This window comes from Pseudonocardia sp. GCM10023141, assembly GCF_042653605.1.
On sequence record NZ_JBHSIR010000055.1, the window covers coordinates 240,514 to 259,968 of the forward strand.

16 protein-coding genes are annotated in these 19,455 nt (G+C 73.5%); 7 read left to right on the plus strand and 9 right to left on the minus strand.

The window, feature by feature from the left end:
- The first annotated feature begins 27 nt into the window (after positions 1 to 27).
- Complete coding sequence (locus ACFPFQ_RS30200) at positions 28 to 726, plus strand: alpha/beta fold hydrolase (RefSeq protein WP_379624879.1); 699 nt, start codon at positions 28 to 30, stop codon at positions 724 to 726.
- Here the strand turns inward: ACFPFQ_RS30200 and ACFPFQ_RS30205 are convergent, their stop codons facing one another.
- The 3 genes from ACFPFQ_RS30205 to ACFPFQ_RS30215 form a co-directional block, all read right to left on the minus strand.
- Positions 727 to 2,304, minus strand: a complete 1,578-nt coding sequence (locus ACFPFQ_RS30205) for a carboxylesterase/lipase family protein (protein ID WP_379624881.1) — start codon at positions 2,302 to 2,304, stop codon at positions 727 to 729.
- A gap of 51 nt (positions 2,305 to 2,355) precedes the next feature.
- A complete protein-coding gene (locus ACFPFQ_RS30210) occupies positions 2,356 to 3,540 on the minus strand; it encodes a Cmx/CmrA family chloramphenicol efflux MFS transporter (RefSeq protein ID WP_379624883.1) in 1,185 nt (394 codons plus the stop codon).
- A gap of 77 nt (positions 3,541 to 3,617) precedes the next feature.
- A complete protein-coding gene (locus ACFPFQ_RS30215; protein ID WP_379624885.1) occupies positions 3,618 to 4,205 on the minus strand; it encodes a TetR/AcrR family transcriptional regulator in 588 nt (195 codons plus the stop codon).
- A gap of 107 nt (positions 4,206 to 4,312) precedes the next feature.
- On the opposite strand from ACFPFQ_RS30215, the gene ACFPFQ_RS30220 reads away from it, so the two are divergent.
- From ACFPFQ_RS30220 to ACFPFQ_RS30230, 3 genes are all read left to right on the plus strand, one after another.
- The gene (locus ACFPFQ_RS30220; protein ID WP_379625483.1) at positions 4,313 to 7,108 is read left to right on the plus strand and encodes a DEAD/DEAH box helicase; all 2,796 of its coding nucleotides are present in this window, start codon (positions 4,313 to 4,315) and stop codon (positions 7,106 to 7,108) included.
- 146 nt (positions 7,109 to 7,254) lie between these two features.
- A complete protein-coding gene (locus ACFPFQ_RS30225; RefSeq protein ID WP_379624887.1) occupies positions 7,255 to 8,118 on the plus strand; it encodes a DUF4333 domain-containing protein in 864 nt (287 codons plus the stop codon).
- 72 nt (positions 8,119 to 8,190) lie between these two features.
- On the plus strand, positions 8,191 to 9,411 hold the full coding sequence (locus tag ACFPFQ_RS30230; protein ID WP_379624889.1) for a GNAT family N-acetyltransferase: 1,221 nt from the start codon (positions 8,191 to 8,193) through the stop codon (positions 9,409 to 9,411).
- A gap of 13 nt (positions 9,412 to 9,424) precedes the next feature.
- On the opposite strand, the gene ACFPFQ_RS30235 is transcribed toward ACFPFQ_RS30230, so the two are convergent.
- The 5 genes from ACFPFQ_RS30235 to ACFPFQ_RS30255 form a co-directional block, all read right to left on the minus strand.
- Positions 9,425 to 10,762 (minus strand): MBL fold metallo-hydrolase, encoded by a 1,338-nt coding sequence (locus ACFPFQ_RS30235; protein WP_379624891.1) that lies wholly within the window; start codon positions 10,760 to 10,762, stop codon positions 9,425 to 9,427.
- A complete protein-coding gene (locus ACFPFQ_RS30240; RefSeq protein ID WP_379624893.1) occupies positions 10,759 to 11,664 on the minus strand; it encodes a carbohydrate ABC transporter permease in 906 nt (301 codons plus the stop codon). Before ACFPFQ_RS30240 ends, ACFPFQ_RS30235 begins: the two co-directional genes overlap by 4 nt.
- Before the next feature lie 2 nt (positions 11,665 to 11,666).
- On the minus strand, positions 11,667 to 12,974 hold the full coding sequence (locus tag ACFPFQ_RS30245; protein ID WP_379624895.1) for an extracellular solute-binding protein: 1,308 nt from the start codon (positions 12,972 to 12,974) through the stop codon (positions 11,667 to 11,669).
- A gap of 2 nt (positions 12,975 to 12,976) precedes the next feature.
- The gene (locus ACFPFQ_RS30250; RefSeq protein ID WP_379624897.1) at positions 12,977 to 13,903 is read right to left on the minus strand and encodes a carbohydrate ABC transporter permease; all 927 of its coding nucleotides are present in this window, start codon (positions 13,901 to 13,903) and stop codon (positions 12,977 to 12,979) included.
- Between the two features lie 225 nt (positions 13,904 to 14,128).
- A complete protein-coding gene (locus ACFPFQ_RS30255; RefSeq protein WP_379624899.1) occupies positions 14,129 to 15,097 on the minus strand; it encodes a 5'-3' exonuclease in 969 nt (322 codons plus the stop codon).
- Between the two features lie 33 nt (positions 15,098 to 15,130).
- Here ACFPFQ_RS30255 and ACFPFQ_RS30260 point away from each other — a divergent pair, with 33 nt between their 5' ends.
- Positions 15,131 to 16,255 carry a M24 family metallopeptidase gene (locus tag ACFPFQ_RS30260; RefSeq protein WP_379624901.1) on the plus strand — a complete coding sequence of 375 codons (1,125 nt, stop codon included), beginning with the start codon at positions 15,131 to 15,133 and terminating at the stop codon, positions 16,253 to 16,255.
- A gap of 10 nt (positions 16,256 to 16,265) precedes the next feature.
- On the opposite strand, the gene ACFPFQ_RS30265 is transcribed toward ACFPFQ_RS30260, so the two are convergent.
- Complete coding sequence (locus tag ACFPFQ_RS30265) at positions 16,266 to 17,306, minus strand: GDSL-type esterase/lipase family protein (protein ID WP_379624903.1); 1,041 nt, start codon at positions 17,304 to 17,306, stop codon at positions 16,266 to 16,268.
- A gap of 241 nt (positions 17,307 to 17,547) precedes the next feature.
- Between ACFPFQ_RS30265 and ACFPFQ_RS30270 the strand changes: the two genes are divergently transcribed.
- Complete coding sequence (locus ACFPFQ_RS30270; RefSeq protein ID WP_379625484.1) at positions 17,548 to 17,739, plus strand: PspC domain-containing protein; 192 nt, start codon at positions 17,548 to 17,550, stop codon at positions 17,737 to 17,739.
- Positions 17,740 to 17,761: 22 nt separating this feature from the next.
- Complete coding sequence (locus ACFPFQ_RS30275; protein ID WP_379624905.1) at positions 17,762 to 19,303, plus strand: amidohydrolase; 1,542 nt, start codon at positions 17,762 to 17,764, stop codon at positions 19,301 to 19,303.
- The last annotated feature ends 152 nt before the right edge of the window (positions 19,304 to 19,455 follow it).

A 19,455-nucleotide genomic window follows, 5' to 3' on the forward strand; every position in this document is an offset into this window, starting at 1 on the left:
CATCCGATGGGGACGGGGAGTGGATCGATGGACATCGTGTTGATCGCGGGCCTGTGGCTCGACGCGCAGGTCTGGGACGGCGTGGCAGGCGAGATCGACGCGCGGGGCCACCATCCCGTGCCGGTCCGGCTGCCCGGGCAGGACGACGGGAACGCGACGGCGACGCTGGCCGACCAGCTCGACGCCGTGCTCGCCGCCGTCGATGCCGCCGTGGCCGCCGCGCGCGGCCCGGTGCTGGTGGCGGGGCACTCGGCCGCCTGCAGCCTCGCGTGGCTCACGGCCGACCGTCGACCCGACGCGGTCGCCGCCGTGGCGCTGATCGGCGGCTTCCCCACGCCGGACGGGGATCCCTACGCCCCGTTCTTCCCGATCCGTGACGGCGCGATGTCCTTTCCCGGCTTCGAGCCGTTCGCCGGGCCGGACACTGCGGACCTCGACGAGGCCACCCGGGAGACCATGGCCGCGGCGGCGATCCCGGTGCCGGAGGGGGTGGCGACGGGCGTGGTGCACCTGACCGACGCGCGCCGCTTCGACGTGCCGGTGGTGCTGGTGTGCCCGGAGTTCGACCCGGACCAGGCCCGAGCGTGGATCGCCGCCGGTGACGTGCCCGAGCTCGCGAAGGCCACCCGGGTCTCCTACGTCGACATCGACTCCGGGCACTGGCCGATGATCACCGCACCCGCCGAGCTCGCCCGACTGCTGGTGGCGGCCACCGGCGCCGGGTGATCAGCGCAGGCCCCTCCAGATCGCCCGCTCGGCGGCGTGGGGGTCGTCCAGCACCGCCGAGACGGTGTCGAAGCGCATCGTGGCGCGCCGGGCGGTGTCGTAGCGGGGCCAGCCCGGGTCCCCGGTGGTCGCGAAGTCGACCCAGGCCTTGTGCATCGCGGTGGCGAGCTGCTGCGGAGCGGTCGAGGCGCTGCCGACGAGCGAGAAGAACCGGCGCTGGTCCTCGAGGCGGTCCATGACGAACGCGACCTCGACCGCGTGGCAGGAGCCCAGCTGCGCGCCGTACTGCGGGGAGCGCCACGCGAACTCGTAGAGGTAGGTGGGCGCGGCTGTCGCGGTGCGGGCCTCGGCGACCGCGAGGGCGGGCATCCGGTGGTACCAGTCGGTCTGCAGCGCGGCCAGCAGGTCACCGGGCCGGGCGCCCGGGTGCGCGGCACCGAAGGCGGCGTAGGCCGCCCCGGTGAGGCCGTAGCCGCTCGCGGCCCGGGCGACGAGGTCGGACGTGGCCCGGTCGATCGTGCCGTCCGGCACCAGCCACAGCCTGCTCTCCTCGGCGTTGCTGCCCACCAGCACGGGGACGCCTGCGGCGGACCCGGACGCGACGCGGGTCAGCGGCAGGGCGGCCAGTACGTCCTCGTCCACCACGGGCAGCCACGGGCGCACCGGGGCTCCCGCGCCGCCGCCCCAGGCCTGCGGATCGGGTCGGGCACCCAGCGCCGCTCGCAGCACGGTCTGGGCATCGACGACGCTGCCCAGCGGTGCGGCCGCGATGGCGGCAGGCGTCGGCTCGACGTCGAGCACCGCGGCGAACGCGCTGGTGACCTGCCTGGCGGCGTCGGCGGTGAGCGCCTGCTGGGCCGAGCCGCTCTCCATGATCATCCGGTGGTAGAGGCCCTCGGCGCGGCGCATCGCCATCAGCGCGGCCACCGACTCGCCGACGACCGTGACGTTGCCGGGATCGCCGCCGAACGCGGCGATGTTGTCGTGCACCCACTGCAGCGCCGCGACCTGGTCGAGCAGCCCGATGTTGGCCTCGACGCCGTCGGCGAACAGGAACCCGTCGACGCCGAGGCGGTAGTTGATGCTGACGAACACGACGCCGTCGCGGGCGAACGTGGCGCCGTCGAAACTGCCGCTGGTGCCGGTCTCGCCGTCCCCACCGGGGATCCGGACCATCACCGGCAGGCGGGTGGAGCCGGGATCGGGCGTCCAGACGTTGAGGTTGAGGGAGTCCGGCCCCGGGAACGCGAACAGCATCGCGTCCTCAGGAGGTGCCACGATCGGCTGGTAGGGAGCCGCGCCCCAGTCCAGTGCGTCGCGCACACCGGTCCACGGCTTCACCGGCGCCGGGAGCTGGAACCGCGCGTGCCCGATGGGCGGCGCCGCGTACTGCACGCCCCGGAACGCGAGCACCCCACCGGAGGCGCCGCCCCGCAGCGTCCCGTTCCGGGTGGTGACCACCGCTGCGCCGGCCGCTGTGCCGGTGGCGGCGGGCGGGGTCGCCCCGCAGGCGGTGAGGAACGGGAGGCCCGCGGCGGTGGCCGCGAGGCCACCGACGAAGGATCGACGGGAGATCACCGCGTCACCCTGCCGGAGCTGTCGCGCCCCACCGCGGGCACCCCCGGCGCGTCAGCCGCTCGCGGGGACCGGCTCGCGCACCGGCGGGCTGCGGTGGGCGAGCGCGGCGGCGAGCAACACCGTCGCGAGTGCGGCCAGCCCCAGCCCCGCCCCGATCCACGCGACCGACGGGTAGCCGAACCCGGCGCCGATCGCGAGCCCCCCGAGCCATGGCGCCACGGTGATCCCGATGTTGAAGGCCGAGATGTTGGTGCTGACCGCCAGGGTGGGTGCGGCCTCGCCCAGCGCGAACACGCGGGTGTTGACGGCCGGGTTGGTCAGGAAACCGAACGCGCCGAGCACGCCGACGAGCACCACGACCACCACCGGGAACCGCGCGGTGAGGGCGAGCGCCACCGAGACGACCACCACGCCGCTCAGCCCGACGTAGAGGGTGGGGAACGGGCGGGTGTCGGCGATGCGGCCGCCGATCGCGATGCCGGCGGCCGAGCCGACCCCGTAGATCACCAGTACGACGGGGACCCACCCGGTCGGCAGGCCGGTGACGTCGATGAGCAGCGGTGCGAGGTAGCTGAAGGTCACGAGCGTCGCACCGACCGACAGCGCGGTGACGGCGTAGGCGATCCACAGCTGCGGCTGGGCCATGGCGCGCAGCTCCAGCCGCAGCCGGGGCGGGTTCGCCGTGTCGGGGCGCCCGGCGGGGACGGTCACCGCGACGGCCACCATCGCCAGCGCCGACATGATCGCCACCGCCCAGAAGGCGGCCCGCCAGCCCAGGTACTCGCTGATGAACGTGCCTCCGGGCAGGCCGATGACGGTGGCCAGGGTCAGCCCGCCGACCAGTACCGCCATGGCCCGGCCGCGCCCGGTGGGCGCGACGAGCCGCAGCGCGGTGATCGTGGTGGCCGCCCAGAACCCGGCGTAGGCGACCGCGCCGACGATCCGGGTCGCGAACAGCACCCCGTAGTTCGGCGTGAGCGCCCCGGCGACATGGGTGCCGACGAAGATCGCGAGGAACACCAGCATCGCGGTCCGGCGTGGCACCCGTAGCGTCAGTACGGCGAGCACCGGAGCGCCCACGAGCATCCCGATCGCGAAGGCCGAGATCAGCAGGCCGGCGTCGGGGATGGAGACCCCGAGGTCGGCGGCGAGCTGGGGGAGCAGTCCGGCGAGCATCAGCTCGGACGTGCCCTGGGCGAAGATGGCCAGGCCGAGCACGTAGATGGCCAGAGGCATGCGAAGGACTCCCGTGGTGGACGGTGCGGTACGACATCAGGGCGGACCGGCGGCGCTGCCGGAGGGGATCTAGGCCGCTAGAGGGCCGCGAGCGTGGTGGCCGCGATGCCGTCGAGGGTGGCGCGGTCGGTGCCGCCCCTGGCCATGACACGCATGCCCGAGATCGCGGCGATGACGAACTGGGCCAGCGCGCGCGGGTCCTTCTCCCCGTCGATCTCGCCGTCGCGCTGCCCGGCTTCGATGATCGCGATCAGCACCGCGAGGCGCCGCTCGGCGTCGCGCCGCAGCACCGCTGCCACGTCCTGGTCGCGAGCAGCGAGCTCGACCGTCGTGTTGACCACGAGGCAGCCCGCCGGTTCGTCGACCCCGATGTCGATCCCGGTGCCGCTACCGGCCTGCAGCATCAGTGCCCGCAGCGTCGCACGCGCGCCGCGCCCGCTGCCGGCCAGCTCCACGAGCCATCCGGTGCGCTCGTCGGTGTAGCGCCGCAGCGCGCGCAGGAACAGGGCGTGCTTGCCGGTGAACGTGTTGTAGATGCTGCTGCGGCCCAGCCCGGTGGCGGTGCACAGGTCGTCGGTGGACGTGGCCTCGTACCCGGCGACCCAGAACGCCCGCATCGCCGCGTCGAGCGCCTGCTCCTCGTCGAACGTGCGTGGCCGCGGCATGGTGCCACCGTACCAAGTTCTGTAACGATCAGTGCAATACGATCCGGGACACGCAGCTCGACGCGGTGACCTGCGACATCACCGAGAAGCCGTCATCGGCGACGCACATGTGGAAGCCTGGACCCGTGGCCAGTAGCACGGAGGCTCCCGCGGACAAGTTCGCCGCCGCCAGGAGCCGAGCCGCACATCCCCGGCTCACGGAGTTCGCCCAGAGTCTGCCGTTCGATCTCGACGGGTTCCAGATCGCCGGCTGCTCGGCGCTCGAGGACGGGCACGGCGTGCTCGTCTGTGCCCCGACCGGAGCCGGGAAGACCGTGGTCGGCGAGTTCGCCGTGCACCTCGCGCTCGCGCAGGGGTTGAAGTGCTTCTACACGACGCCGATCAAGGCGCTGTCGAACCAGAAGTACGCCGACCTCGTCGCGCGCCACGGCGTCGACGCCGTCGGCCTGCTCACCGGCGACACGGTGATCAACGGCGATGCGCAGGTGGTGGTGATGACCACCGAGGTGCTGCGCAACATGATCTACGCGGGCAGCCGGGCGCTGGAGCACCTGGGCTACGTCGTGATGGACGAGGTGCACTACCTCGCCGACCGCTTCCGGGGAGCGGTGTGGGAGGAGGTGATCCTGCAGCTTCCCGAGCACGTCGCGCTGGTCAGCCTGTCGGCCACGGTGAGCAACGCCGAGGAGTTCGGCGACTGGCTGGTCACCGTGCGCGGCGACACCACCGTGGTCGTCGACGAGCACCGCCCGGTGCCGCTGTGGCAGCACATGGTCGTCGGCAACCGCCTGCTCGACCTGTTCGCGGGGGAGGACGAGAGCGGGCAGCTCCAGGTCGACCCCGACCTGGTGCGCAGCACCCGCGAGCTGGAGCGCCAGTCGTCGATGACCAACTGGGAGCGCGGCACGCGCGCCCGCGGTCGCAGCGGGCCGCCGCCCCGGCGCGGGCCGGGCGGGTTCCGGCCGCCGTCGCGCACCACCGTCATCGACCGCCTCGATCGCGACGGGCTGCTGCCCGCCATCACGTTCGTGTTCAGCCGCGCGGGCTGCGACGCCGCCGTAGGGCAGTGCGTGCGGTCGGGGCTGCGGCTCACCACCGAGGACGAGGCCGCCGAGATCCGCCGCACGGTGGAGCGGCGCACCGCCGACCTGCCGCAGGCCGACCTGGCCGTCCTGGGCTACTGGGAGTGGCGCGAGGCGCTCGAACGCGGCATCGCCGCCCACCACGCCGGCATGCTGCCGGCGTTCAAGGAGACGGTGGAGGAGCTGTTCGTCCGCGGGCTGGTGCGCGCGGTGTTCGCCACCGAGACGCTGGCGCTGGGCATCAACATGCCCGCGCGCACCGTCGTGCTGGAACGGCTGGTCAAGTACAACGGCGAGTCCCACGCGGAGCTCACGCCCGGTGAGTACACGCAGCTCACCGGCCGGGCCGGCCGGCGCGGCATCGACGTCGAGGGCCACGCGGTGGTCATCTGGCAGCCGGGTGTGGACCCCGTGCAGGTGGCCGGGCTCGCCTCCACCCGCACCTACCCGCTGCGCAGCTCGTTCCGGCCCGGCTACAACATGGCCGTCAACCTGGTGGCGCGGCTGGGCACGGCGTCGGCCCGGGACCTGCTCGAACAGTCGCTCGGCCAGTTCCAGGCCGACCGTTCCGTCGTCGGGCTGGCCAAGCGCATCGAGCGCAACGGGGAGGCGCTGGCCGGCTACGCCGAGTCCATGCGGTGCCACCTGGGCGACTTCGCCGCGTACGCGGCGCTGCGCCGGCAGGTCAGCGAGCGGGAGAAGTCCCTCTCACGCCAGGGCCTCGACGAGCGCCGCGACGCCGCCGCCGAGTCGCTGCGGCTGCTGCGCACCGGCGACGTGATCGCGGTGCCCGGCGGGCGGCGCTCCGGGCTGGCCGTCGTGCTCGATCCGGGCCTCGACGGCGACGGGGACCCGCGCCCGCTGGTGCTCACCGAGGACCGCTGGGCCGGTCGGCTCTCCACCGCCGACTTCCCGACGCCCGTCGAGTCGCTGGGCCGGATGCGGCTGCCCCGCCGCGTCGATCATCGGACGCCGCGGGTGCGCCGCGATCTCGCCTCGGCGCTGCGCGACACCCGCATCGTCGCGCCCTCGACGCCGCGGCGGCGCACCCGCGGTGCCGGCGGCGACCCCGTCGACGATCCGGAGCTGGGCGCGCTGCGTCGGGCGCTGCGGGCCCACCCGTGCCACGGCTGCGAGGACCGGGAGGCGCACGCGCGCTGGTCGGAGCGCTACGGCCGGCTCGAGCGCGAGACCGAGCAGCTGCGGCAGAAGGTGCGCGCCACCACCCACTCGCTGGCCCGGTCGTTCGACCGGATCCGCACGCTGCTCACCCAGCGCGGCTACCTCGCCGAGCCCGACACCGTCACCGCGGACGGCGCCCGGCTCGCGCGGCTGTGGGGCGAGTCGGACCTGCTCACGGCCGAGTGCCTGCGCCACGGCACCTGGGAGGGGCTGGAACCGGCCGAGCTGGCGGCGGTCGTCTCGGCGCTGGTGTACGAGTCGCGTCGCGACAACGGGCCGGTGCCGCGGGTGCCCACGGGACCGGTGGCCGACGCGCTGGCCGCCACCGTCCGGATCTGGGCCGACCTGGAGTCCGACGAGCGCCACCACCGGGTCGACCGCACGCGGGAACCCGACCTCGGTTTCGCCTGGCCGATGCACCGCTGGGCCCGGGGCGAGACGCTCTCGGCCGTGCTCACCGCCGCCGAGCAGAACGGCAGCGAGCTCTCGGCGGGCGACTTCGTGCGCTGGTGCCGGCAGGTGCTCGACCTGCTCGACCAGATCGCCGGCGTCGCCGGTCGCGACAGCGGCGTCGGGAAGGTCGCGGTGCAGGCGGGGGCCGCCGTCCGGCGCGGGGTCGTGGCGGTGGGCACCGCCTGAGCGTGCGGGAAAGGACACTTCGGGCGGGCGAATTCCGGGATGTGATCACTTTCGAGTGGCCGACACCCCTGTGCGGGCTGCTGCGGCTGTGCTTTGATCGCCGCACCCGCGACACCGACGACGGGCGATCACCAGAAGGGTCTTCGATGAGCACGCCCCAGGGCCCCGGCCCCCACCCTCCGCAGGGCAACCCGGCCGATCAGCCGGCCGAGCAGCCGGCGTGGGGCCAGCAGCCCCCCGGCGGCTGGGGCCAGCCCGCCCAGGACGGCAACTACGACTACGACCCGGACGCGACGCGTGCCGTCAACCCGCAGGGGTGGGGCCAGCAGCAGCCGCCGCCCGCGCAGGGCGGTTGGGGTGGCCCGGAGCAGCAGCAGCCGCCGTACGGCGGCCAGCAGGGCGCCCAGCCCCAGTACGGCGGTCAGCAGCCGCCGTACGGCGGGCAGCAGTACGGCCAGCAGCCCCCGCCGGGCCAGTGGGGCGGGCAGCCCCAGCAGGGTGGACCCCAGCAGGGTGGACCCCAGCAGGGCTGGCCGCCGCCGCAGGCGCAGCCCGGTCAGCAGGGCTGGCAGCCGGGCCCGGAGCAGGGCTGGCAGGGCCAGCAGCCGCAGCAGCAGTGGGGCGGCCAGCCCCAGGGCGCTCCGCAGCAGCAGTGGGGTGGCGCACCCGCCGCCGCACCGGCCGCTGCGCGTGGTGGCCGGTCGAAGCTGCCGCTGATCCTCGGCGCCGTCGTCGTGCTGATCATCGCCGCGGTGGCCGTGCTCGGGTTCGTCACGCCCGGCTTCTTCGTCAGCAAGGTCTTCGACACCGCGGCGGTGCAGAACGGCGTCACGAAGGTCCTCAACGACAGCTACGCGGTCAAGGCCACCGGCGTCACGTGCGACAAGGACGTGAAGGTCGTCAAGGGGGCCACGTTCAGCTGCAAGGCCACGGTCGACGGCGCGCAGGTCACCGTCCCGATCCGGATCACCGGCGACGACGGCGCCTACGAGGTCGGCCGCCCGGCGTAACCGCCCCGGGTAACACACACGCTGGGTGAACTCGCTTTGCGCGCCGGTCCGGATCGGGCACGATCGCGATCCGTGGCACCTGACATCCGGGCACTCGAGCCCGCCGAGCTCCGCGCGGCCAACGCCGTGTTCACCACGGCCCTGCACTTCGGTCCGCTGGCCGACGCGCGGTGGGCCGACGGCGAGCCGCTGCGCGATCCGTCCCGGCATGTCGGGGCGTTCGACGAGGGCCGGGTCATCGGGGCCGCAGGCTCCTTCGCCGTCATCGCGGCCGTTCCCGGGGGAGCGCTGCTGCCCGCTGCCGCCGTCACCTGGGTCGGTGTGCGTGCCGACCGCACCCGCCGCGGCGTCCTGTCGGCGATGATGCGCCACCAGCTCGCCGACGTCGCGCGGCGCGGCGAGGTGTTCGCGTCGCTGCGCGCGTCGGAGGCCGGCATCTACGGCCGCTTCGGCTACGGCGTCGCGAGCCGGGCCCGTTCGGTGGCCGTCAGGCGCAGCGGGCGCGGCTGGCTCCCCACGGCGCCCGCGGGCGGCACCGTCCGGATGCTCGAGCGCGACGAGATCATCCCGGTGCTGTCGGCCCTGCACGAGAAGATCGGCCTGCAGCGTCCCGGCGCCATCAGCAGGCCGGCCGGCTGGTGGACGATGAAGTACGGCACGTTCGTGCGCGGCGAGGAGAGCGTCATCGCCGCGGTGCACACCGGCGCGGGCGGCGACGACGACGGGTTCGCCATCGCCTCGCCCCGCAAGAGCGACGCGCCGTGGGGCCAGCAGGTCATGTCGGTGCTCGACCTGCAGTCGGTCGACCTGAACGCGACCGCCGGGCTGTGGCGGTTCCTGCTCGGGCTCGACCTCGTCGGCACGCTGGAGGCCCACCGGCCCGTCGAGGAGCCGCTGGAGCTGATGCTCGCCGACCCCCGCGACTGCGCCACCACCGCCCTGGAGGACGAGACCTGGCTGCGGATCGTCGACGTGCCCGCCGCGCTCGCGGCACGCAGCTGGGGCTCCGGGGAGCCGGTGCTGCTGGGCGTGCACGACCCGCTGATGGCGTCCAACGCGGGCGTCTACCGGATCGCCGACGGCACCGCCGAGCGCGTCGGAGCTCTCGACGGCCCCGACGCACCCGAGCTGGAGTGCGACATCGCCGCGCTGGCGATGGCCTACCTGGGTGACCGCGCGCCGTCGGAGCTCGTGGCCATCGGCTGGTGGACGGAGCGCACGAACGCGGCATCGGCCCGCGCCGACGCCGCGTTCGCCACCGCGATCAGGCCGTGGTGCGGCACCTACTTCTGAGCCGCTCGTGCCCTCAGACCGGTAGCGGCGTGCCGTCCAGCGCGTAGCGCACGCCGTACTCGGGCAGCAGCGTCGGCACGTCCACCACCAGCGCCTCCGGCCGGAACCCGTGGATCGGCACGACGACGCCGGGGTGCACGTCCATCACCATCTTGTGCAGCGCTGCTCCGGTGGCGTGGCCCGACGATCCCGCGGCGACGAAGGTGAACCCGAGCTGGGCGAGCCACTCGATCCAGCCGGCCCAGTTGGCCATGAACGGGCCGAGCGGCTCACCCTGGGAGTGCACGAATGGCTGGAAACCGCCGTCTCGGGGCAGGTCCAGCAGCGCCGGGGTGTCGTCGACGTCGGGCTGCACGACGAACGCCGAGGGTGTCGCCTCGACCGCGGCGAGGCTCACCCGGCGCAGGTCCGCGGCGGCACCGAGGCGCCGCACCGCCTCGAGGTGCACGGGTCGCTGCGGCCGCGACGCGTCCCACGTCGCCACCCCGCGCAGCCCGACGTGGTGCAGCAGCGTGGCCTGCTGCCCGGGCCACACGAGGGTGCGGCCCCGGCCGCGGACCACGTCGATCAGGCGCTGCGCCCGCTCGACGTCGCGCTCGTACGCGCTCAGCAGCGCGATGCCGGGGGCCGCGTCGAGTGCCTGCGCCACCACCTGCAGCACGGCGGACTCGCTGCGCGGTTCGTAGGGTGCGGCGCCGGGCGGGGGATCGAAGCTCAGGGTGGTGGTCTCGGTGACCAGCATCGTGGTGCCGGCGACGGCGCGCACGAACTCGGCCGAGCGCAGGCCACCGTCGCGATGGAAGTTCAGGTCGCCGGTGTAGGCGAGCGTGCCGTCGGGGGTGTGCACGAGGAAGCCGCAGGCGCCGGGCACGTCGTGGTCGACGGGCAGGGCCTCGACCCGCAGGTCGCCCACCGCCACCGGCGCGGTCATGGCCGTGAGATCCAGCTCCGCCCCGGTGCCCGCCACCGCGGCGGCGGCCTCGATCGCCACGGTGTCGGGGTGGGCGTGCAGGGGGATCTCCGGGCGGGCGAAGGCGAGCGCGCCGTCGTGGTCGAGGTGCGCGTGCGACAGGAAGATCGCCGTCGGGCGCCGGTCCGGCGCCGCCAGCGGCGAGCCGGGTGCGAGCTGGTCCGGGTCGTAGAGGCCCGGCATGGGTGGCGCGGCCCCCACCGCGAGCCGGTCCCGCAGCCGGTACGCGGTGCGTTCGGCCACCGGCGGCCGGAACAGGTCCGGCTCGCCGGGGATGTCCAGCCCCATGTCGAGCAGGACGCGGGCCCGCTCCGTACTGATCATGATCTTCGAGGAACCGATGACCCGCAGCCCCCCGAAGAACTCCACGGCAACACTCATCCTCGTACGCTTCCTTGCGTTCCGTAGACGCCGCTCACGAAGTACCGCTGCAGGAACAGGAACAGCACGATGATCGGCACGGTCGTGAACGTGACCGCTGCGCACAGCCCCGTCCAGTCGGTGCCGTCGGAGCCGTAGAAGGCCTGCAGCCCCACCTCGATGGGGCGCACACTGTCGGATTTGGTCATGATGTAGGGCCAGACGAACGAGTTCCACGAACCCATGAAGGAATTCAGTCCGACCAGCACCAGCGATGGCGCGGCCAACGGCGCGGCCACCGAGAACAGCATCCGGAACGGACCTGCGCCGTCGATCTCGGCCGCTTCGAACAGCTCTCGCGGCAATGTCACGAAGAACTGGCGGAGCAGGAAGATCCCGAAGACCGACGCCCCCCACGGCACGATCTGGATCAGGTAGGTGTCATACCACCCCAGCTGTTGGGCGATGAGGAAGTTGGGGATGAGCAGCACGGTCTGCGGCACCATCAGCACGCTCATGACCACGAGGAACAGCACGCCCCGGCCGCGGAACCGCATCACGGCGAACGCGAACCCCGCGAGCAGCGACGTGCCGAGCACGAGCACCACCACGGCACCGGCGATCAGCACCGTGTTGCCGAAGTACATCAGCCACGGGCTGCGGCTCCAGGCCCGCGCGTAGTTCGACCATTCCCAGGCCGGCAGCAGTTTCGGCGGGAACTGGAAGACGTCGGAGTCGGCCGAGACGCTGGTGAGCAACATCCAGAGAACCGGCAGCAGGAACAGCAGCGCCACCACGACCGCGACCGTCCGGCGGACCGACCGCCCGGCAGGCGCTGGCCGGCGGCGCGGCCGCAGCACCCGCGCCGTCGCGGGAGCGGTGCGCCCTGTCCGGCGGGTGGTCCCGGTCGTGGTGGCGGCCACGGCTACTGGGCTTCCTTCTGCGCCTTGAGCGCGCTGTCCTGCGCCTTCTGCAGCGCGTCGCGGCTCGGGGTCGCGTTGTTCACCGCGTCCTGGATGGCCAGCGCGAGCGCGCCGGAGGCCTTGTTGACCCACGACTTGGGTGGCAGCGACGTCGCCGTGTCCAGCTGCCGGGTGGCCGCGACGACCCAGGGGTTCTTGGCCGCGTAGGCCGTGAACGCCGGGTCGTCGAGTGCGGCCTTGTTCACCGGCAGGTAACCGGTGGTGGTGGCCCAGTAGGCCATTTCGGGTGCGGAGGTGAGGAACTGCAGGTACTTCCAGGCCGCGGCCTTCTGCCCGTCGGTGGCCTTGTCGAACAGCGCGATGTTGGTGCCGGCGAGCTGGTTGGCGGCGCCGCTGGGGCCCTTGGGCAGCGCGGCGACGCCGAGCGTGAACTTCGTGCCCACCGCCTTGAGGTTGAACGGGTAGCTCGCCACAGACGAGACGTCGAACGCGCCGGTCTGGCCGCCGAGCGCGACCTGACCGGGGTAGTTGGTGCCCAGCGACAGCGATCCGTCCTTCTTCATCTGCGCGAGGAAGTCGAGTGCCTTCACCACGCCGGCGCTGGTGAACTGCGGCGAGCCGTCGGTGGCGAAGGCCTGGTCGCCGTAGCTGCCCGCGATGATCTCGAGCAGCGCCGTCCCGCCGGCGGGGCTGCTGGAGCTGCCGGGGTCGATCGAGATCCCGACGACGTTGCCGGTGGTGGCCTTCTTCGCCGCGGCGGCGAACTCGTCCCAGGTGGCGGGCGCCTGCGGCACCATCGTCGGGTTGAAGTACTGCACCACCACCGACTTGTTGAACGGCCACATCCAGGTGCTGCCGTCGGTGAGCTTGAGGTCGTTCTGGATCCCGGAGTAGAAGTTCTTGTAGTCGGCGCTCTGCGCCACGTAGGCATCCAGCGGCACGATCACCTTCGAGGAGGCCAGCTCGTCGGCCCAGTTGCTGTAGACCTGCGCGATGGTGGGCGGCGTGCCGGCCGCGGTCTGGGCGTTGATCTTGGTCTGGAGGTTGCCGTAGTCGGGCTGCTCCTGCAGCTCCACGGTGATGGTCGGGTTCGCCGCCATGAAGTCCTTGGTCATCTTCGCCAGGGAGTCCTTCTGCGCTCCCGACGACATCGCCTCCATGAACGTGATCGTGACGGGGTCCTTCGAGTCGGGCGGGACCGCGGCGGACACCGGGCCCGTCGAGCCGCCGCCGCACGCCGTGGCGAGCAGCGCGGTGGCGGCGAGCAGGGCCAGCGCGCCTGCCGCGGTGCGGGGTGTGGACCGGAACATGCTCACTCCTGGGTGGCGGGATGCCGGTCGAGCGACCGGCTGGTGCGGAGTTGCAGGACGGACAGGGCGATCGTGATGGCGAACAGCACGACGGCGAGCGCCGCGGCGTAGCCCGTCTTGCGGAACACGAAAGCCTGCTGGTAGAGCTGGAACCCGAGCGTCGCGGTGTCGAACCCGGGGCCGCCCGAGGTCATGGTGAAGAACTGCGTGAACGCCTGCAGCGAGGTGACGGCCGAGATCAGCACGACGAACACCACCACCGGCCGCAGCTGCGGGAACGTGACGTACCAGAACTCCTGCCAGCGCCCGGCGCCGTCGAGCCGCGCCGCCTCCGACAGTTCGGTGGACAGGGTCGTGAGGCCGCCGATGAAGACCAGTGTGGTGAACCCGATCTCGTGCCAGAGCGAGTAGATGATCACCGCGGGCATCGCCGACGCCGAGTTGCCCAGCCAGTCGATGCTGCCGATCCCGAACAGGCCCAGCACGACGTTGGCCAGGCCGTAGCGCGGATTGAAGATCCAGACCCACACGATCGACGTGGCCACCAGCGGCGTGACGTGGGCGAGGAAGACCGCCGCCCGGGCCGCCACGAACAGCCGTCCGGCGGCCCGCAGCAGCAGCGCCAGCGCCAGCGAGACCACGGTGCCGCCGACGACCATGGCGACCACGAAGTAGCCGCTCACGAGCATCGTCTGGCCGAACGGGGGATCGGTGGACCCGTTGACCAGGTCCCGGTAGTTCTGCAGCCCGATGAACGTGTTCTGCGAGGTGTTCAGCCAGTTCCACTTGAACGTGCTGACGACGAACGTGAAGATCGTCGGGCCGATCGTGAACACGGTGAAGATGGCGAGCGCGGGCAGGACGAACAGGTAGGCGACCGGGGAACGCAACCCGGACGTGCGCCGCGTGGTGACCGGCACGGCTGCCACAACCACTCCAGGGGCGGGGTCCTGGCCAGGAGAGGCCCTCGGCGGTCGGCCAAGATTTCAGCCTCTACCCGCGCCGCGGACCCGCGCAACCCCTGGCGCCGTGAACGTCGCATGAACGGCGCCGACCTCGCACAGCCGGCCCCACCTCGCACACCGTTGCCCGACCTCGCACACCGTGGAACCCGTGCGACGACCGGGGACGGTGTGCGACGTCGGGGCGCGGTCCTAGCCGCGGGCGCGGACCAGCGCCGCGAGCAGCCGCTCCACCGAGCTGTCGAGGCCCCAGCGCGCGGTGAGGTCGACCAGCGCGCCGGGATCGGCGGGCTCGGTGGGCAGCAGGTCGGAGCGGTCCTGCAGGATCTCGGCGTCCTGGGCCACGCGCACGACCGGTTCCACCACCGCCAGGTACGGCTCGGCCGCCGCGAGCTTCGCGCGCACGGTGGCGGTGATCCGGCCGTCGGTGCGGTCGGTGATCGCCTCGCGCAGCTCGGCCCACGACCCGAACTTGCCCACCAGCGTGGCGGCGGTCTTGGCACCGACGCCGGGGACACCCGGCAGGCCGTCGGACGGGTCGCCGCGCAGCATGGCCATCTCGGCGTACGCCTCGCCCGCGCGCCCGGCAGGCACCCCGTACTTCGTGGCCACCTCGGCCGGTCCCAGGTACTCGGCCTTCGCGAGGCCGCGCCCGACGTAGAGCAGCCGCACCGGCACCGGCTCGTCGCGCACGATCTGCATGAGGTCGCGGTCGCCGGACACGGCCAGCACCGGGTCGACGCGCTCGGTGGCCGCCAGGGTGCCGATCACGTCGTCGGCCTCGTAGCCCTCGGCGCCCGCGGTGGCGATGCCGAACGCCGCGAGCACCTCGAGGATCACCGGGACCTGCGGCGCGAGGGTGTCGGGGATCTCCTCGGGCACCCCGGCGGGCGCGGTGGTCGGCTCCCCGGGCACCCGGTGGGCCTTGTAGGTGGGCAGCGCGTCGACGCGGAACTTCGGCCGCCAGTCCAGGTCCAGGCAGGCCACCAGGCGGGTGGGCCGCCGCTCACCGACCAGCCGGGCGATCATGTCGGTGAACCCGCGCACCGCGTTGATCGGCGTCCCGTCGGGGGCGGTGATCGACTCGGGCACGCCGAAGTACGCCCGGAAGTAGAGGCTGGCGGCGTCGAGCAGCATCAACGAGGGTGCAGGTGCGGTCACGGCGCCACAGCTTGCCGGAATACCCTGAGCGCCATGACACCGGCCGTTCCCGCAGCACTGTTCGCCGACCGACTTCGCCGCGCCGGCGAGGTGGCGGCCGACCAGGACGTCGAGCTCCTGCTCATCACCCCGGGCACCGACCTGCGCTACCTCATCGGCGCTGTGGGGGCGTCCCACGAGCGTCTGACCTGCCTCGTGCTGCCCGCAGCCGGGCACCGCGCGCCCCCCGCGCTGGTGGTGCCGAAGCTGGAGGCACCCGGCCTCGCGCACCTGCCGCTCGCCGAGCTGGGTGTCGAGATCGTGACGTGGACCGACGGCGAGGACCCCCACCTGCTCGTCAGCGACCTCGCGGGCGGGCCCACCACCGTCGCCGTGGCCGACGAGATGCCTGCCGTGCACGCGTTCGGGGTGCGCGACACGATCCCGGAGGCCACGTTCGGCCTGGCCGGACCCGTGCTGCGCGAGCTGCGGATGCGCAAGGACGCCGCCGAGGTGGCCGAGCTGCGCGCCGCGGGTGCCGCGATCGACCGCGTGCACGCCCGCATGGGCGAGTTCCTCAAGGCCGGGCGCACCGAGGCCCAGGTCGGTGCCGACATCGCCGCCGCGATCGTCGAGGAGGGCCACACCGAGGCCGCGTTCGTGATCGTCGGTTCCGGGCCCAACGGGGCCAGCCCGCACCACGAGCTGTCGGACCGCGTGATCGGCACCGGCGAGCTGGTGGTCATCGACATCGGTGGGCCCCTGCCCAGCGGCTACAACTCCGACTGCACCCGCATGTACGCCATCGGCGAGCCCGACACGGCCGTGCTCGACGCCTACGCGGTGCTGCAGGGCGCCCAGCAGCGCTCGGTGGACTCCGTGCGCCCCGGCGTCACCGCGGAGCAGGTGGACGCCGCCGCGCGCGAGCCGATCGCCGCCGCGGGGCTGGGGGAGCGGTTCATCCACCGCACCGGCCACGGCATCGGCCTGGACGTGCACGAGGAGCCCTACATCGTGGGCGGCAACTCCCGCACGCTGGAGCCCGGGATGGCCTTCAGCATCGAGCCGGGCGTCTACCTCGCCGGCCGGTGGGGTGCCCGCATCGAGGACATCGTGGTGGTCACGGCCGACGGCTGCGAGCGGCTCAACAACAACACCCACGACCTCGTGATCCTCTAGCCGCCGCCCGTCAGACCGGGACCGCCACCGGCGCCCCGACATCGAGGTGGTCGTGGCCGTCGACCCCGGCCACGCAGGCGCCGGTGGTGGCCCCGGTCCGTACGAAGTCGCCGAGGCAGCGGCCCATCTCCGCATGACCCGCGGCCGACGGGTGGAACGACTCCTGGCCCAGGTGGTAGCCGATCGCGTCGAGCCCGCCGTAGGCGAACGCCGCCGGGTCGACGGTGAGCCGGCGCTGCCACTCCTGATCGCCGCTGGAGTGGGTGCAGGCCTCGTACCCCTCCGTGGCGCGGTCGAGGTCCAGGAACCGCGCACCGGTGCGCTGCGCCACGCCGCGCAGTGCTGCCGACAGGGCCGGGAACAGCACGGTGCGTCCCCAACCGGCGTCGGCCTTGCTGAACGGGCAGCCCTGCACGGCCTGCAGCGCCACCATGTTCTCGGTGATCGGCGCCGCGTAGGACGTGAGCACGAGCTGGTAGCCCGACGGGGCGTAGCCCGCCCGATGCATCGCCTCCTGCACGTCGCGCACCGCGCCCTCGACCTTCGTGGCCGTGGCGGCCATCCGCGCCGGTACCAGCGGCCCGACGGTGTCGCGGCACGGCGGCTCCCGCAGATCCAGGAAGGCCCGGATGCACGCGATGCCGGTGCCGGTGAGCGCCGCGTCGTCGTTGGCACCCACCTGCAGCACGACCGTGGTGACGCGGAAGCGCTCGGCCACGTCGACGAGCTGCTGCGCCTGCGATCCCTCGGTGTAGTGGGCGGCCGACCCGAACGCGACATCGGCCGACGTGGCTCCCGAGCACGCGAGGTTGACCGCGACCGGCGTGAGGCCGGTGGCGTTGATGTAGGCGTGCGGCGAGCGGTGGCACCAGTCGCCCTGCTCGCCGCGCGTGCCCGGCGCGTAGTCGCCGGCGCCCTCACCCGATGCGGCGCTGTCACCCAGCACCACCACCGCAGGTGTGCGGGCCGTTGCCGACGCCGGTGGGGCGAGGGCCGGCGCCGCGGCAGTGGCGAGCGCGAGCGCGACGAGCAGGAGGCGGAGTCGAGGCACGGGCAGGACGCTAGACGCGGGCACCCCCACTGACCAGGGCGTTCACCGACACCTGTGGATAGTTTGCGATCTTCGCTCCGACGGAGCAACCGAAGATCACCCACAGCGATGGCGGTACCCGGTCGGGGGTGGTGGGGAAAAGCTCCGGGTCGATTCGGGGGCATCCCCGAAGGCGCTGCCACCCGCCGACGGGCAGAGTCGATCTCAGCGGCGAACGCGCCGCACGAGAACGAAGGAGCCCATCGTGGCATCGACCCTGACCCGCCCGCGTCACGGAAAGGTCATCGCCGGCGTCTGCGCCGGACTGGCGGAGCGCTTCGGCTGGAGCGCCAACGGCGTCCGCCTGCTGTTCCTGCTGTCCTGCCTGCTGCCCGGCCCGCAGTTCGTCATCTACCTGATCCTGTGGTTCCTGATGCCCCGCCGGGAGTTCTGAGCGTCTCGGGTATCAAGGCGGGGTGAACCGCACCCTGCTGCTCGGAGCCACCGTCGTCGATCCCGTCGACGGGCCGGGCCACGGTCCGGGTGCCGTGGAGATCACCGGCCACCGGATCAGCTTCGTCGGCACCGCGGACGAGGCCGCGGACCGCGTCGCCGGCGCCACGGTCCTGGAACTGGACGGCGCGGTGCTCACCCCCGCCTTCGTCGACGCCCACGTGCACGCCACGGCCACCGGCCTGCTCGTCGACGGCCTCGACCTCACCGCTGCCGCCTCGGCACGGGAGGTGCTCGACGCCGTCGCGGCGCGGGCCGCGACCCACCCGGGCGCGCTGGTGTGGGGCCACGGCTGGCAGGAGCAGGACTGGCCCGACCCGGTGCCCTCGCGCGCCGCCCTCGACCGGGCCGCCGCGGGGGCACCGGTGTACCTGAGCCGCATCGACGTGCACTCCGCGCTCGTGTCCACGGCCCTGCTCGACCGTGCCCCCGACGCGACCTCGGCGATCGGATGGTCTCGCGGCCCGCTGGCCGCCGCGGCGCACCACCTGGTTCGCCGCGCGGCCCTCGACGCCATCGACCCCGGCACCCGCGGCCGGACCCAGCGTGCCTTCCTCGCCGCCACGGCGGCCCGCGGGGTCGCGGTCGTGCACGAGTGCGCCGGACCCGACATCTCCTCCGCGGCCGACCTGCACGAACTGCGCGCGCTCGCCGCCGATCCCGGGGCGCCCGAGGTCGTCGCGTACTGGGGCGAGGCGGTCACCACCGCGGAGCAGGCCGACGCCCTGCTCACCGCGACGGGCGCGCACGGGCTGGCGGGCGACCTGTTCATCGACGGCTCGATCGGCTCGCACACCGCCGCGCTGCGCGAGCCCTACACCGACGCACCCGGCGAGCGGGGCCGGCGCTACCTCGACCCCGACGCCGTCGGTGCGCACGTGCTGGCGTGCACGCTCGCCGGCGTCCAGGCGGGCTTCCACGTCATCGGCGACGCCGCGGCCGACATCCTGCTGGCCGGCCTGCACGCTGCGGCGCGCGCCACCTCGACCGACGCGGTGCGCGCCGCGGGGCACCGCGTCGAGCACCTGGAGATGGTGGACGCCGCGCAGGCCGCCGCGCTGCACGCGCTGGGTGTGGTCGCGAGCGTCCAGCCGCAGTTCGACGCGCTGTGGGGCGGCCCCGACGGGATGTACGCCGAGCGGCTCGGCCCGCACCGCGCCGCCGCCATGAACCCGTTCGCTGCGCTGCAGGCGGCCGGGGTGGCGCTGGCGTTCGGCTCCGACTCGCCCGTCACACCCGTCGACCCGTGGGCCACGGTGCGCGCCGCCGCCGAGCACCGCACCCCGGGATCGGCCGTCGCGCCACTGGCGGCGCTGGCCGCGCACACCGTCGGCGGCCACCGCGCGGCGGGCGACGCGTCCCCGCGCGCCGGCAGGCTCGTGGCCGGCGCACCCGCCTCCTACGCGATCTGGGACGGCGGTGGCCCGCTGACCGGCGCGCCGGGCGCACCACGGTGCCTGCGCACGGTGCACCGTGGCCGCACCCTCCACGACCCGACGACCTAGATCCACCCGTCGTCGCACACCCTCTCCGGTCGTCGCACACGCTGAAACCCGTGCGAGGACCGGAGCCGGTATGCGAGGAGGGACTGCACGACCCGTCGCCGGGTGGCGTGTGCCATGATGTGCGCGTGACGGATCGGACGAGCGGCCTGGGC

Bases quoted from the DNA above. Each gene is read 5' to 3' on its own strand.
- ACFPFQ_RS30200 (WP_379624879.1), top strand. From the start codon at position 28: ATGGACATCGTGTTGATCGCGGGCCTGTGGCTCGACGCGCAGGTCTGG.
- ACFPFQ_RS30235 (WP_379624891.1), bottom strand. From the start codon at position 10,762: ATGAGTGTTGCCGTGGAGTTCTTCGGGGGGCTGCGGGTCATCGGTTCC.
- ACFPFQ_RS30260 (WP_379624901.1), top strand. From the start codon at position 15,131: ATGACACCGGCCGTTCCCGCAGCACTGTTCGCCGACCGACTTCGCCGC.
- ACFPFQ_RS30210 (WP_379624883.1), bottom strand. From the start codon at position 3,540: ATGCCTCTGGCCATCTACGTGCTCGGCCTGGCCATCTTCGCCCAGGGC.
- ACFPFQ_RS30245 (WP_379624895.1), bottom strand. From the start codon at position 12,974: ATGTTCCGGTCCACACCCCGCACCGCGGCAGGCGCGCTGGCCCTGCTC.
- ACFPFQ_RS30225 (WP_379624887.1), top strand. From the start codon at position 7,255: ATGAGCACGCCCCAGGGCCCCGGCCCCCACCCTCCGCAGGGCAACCCG.
- ACFPFQ_RS30220 (WP_379625483.1), top strand. From the start codon at position 4,313: ATGTGGAAGCCTGGACCCGTGGCCAGTAGCACGGAGGCTCCCGCGGAC.
- ACFPFQ_RS30215 (WP_379624885.1), bottom strand. From the start codon at position 4,205: ATGCCGCGGCCACGCACGTTCGACGAGGAGCAGGCGCTCGACGCGGCG.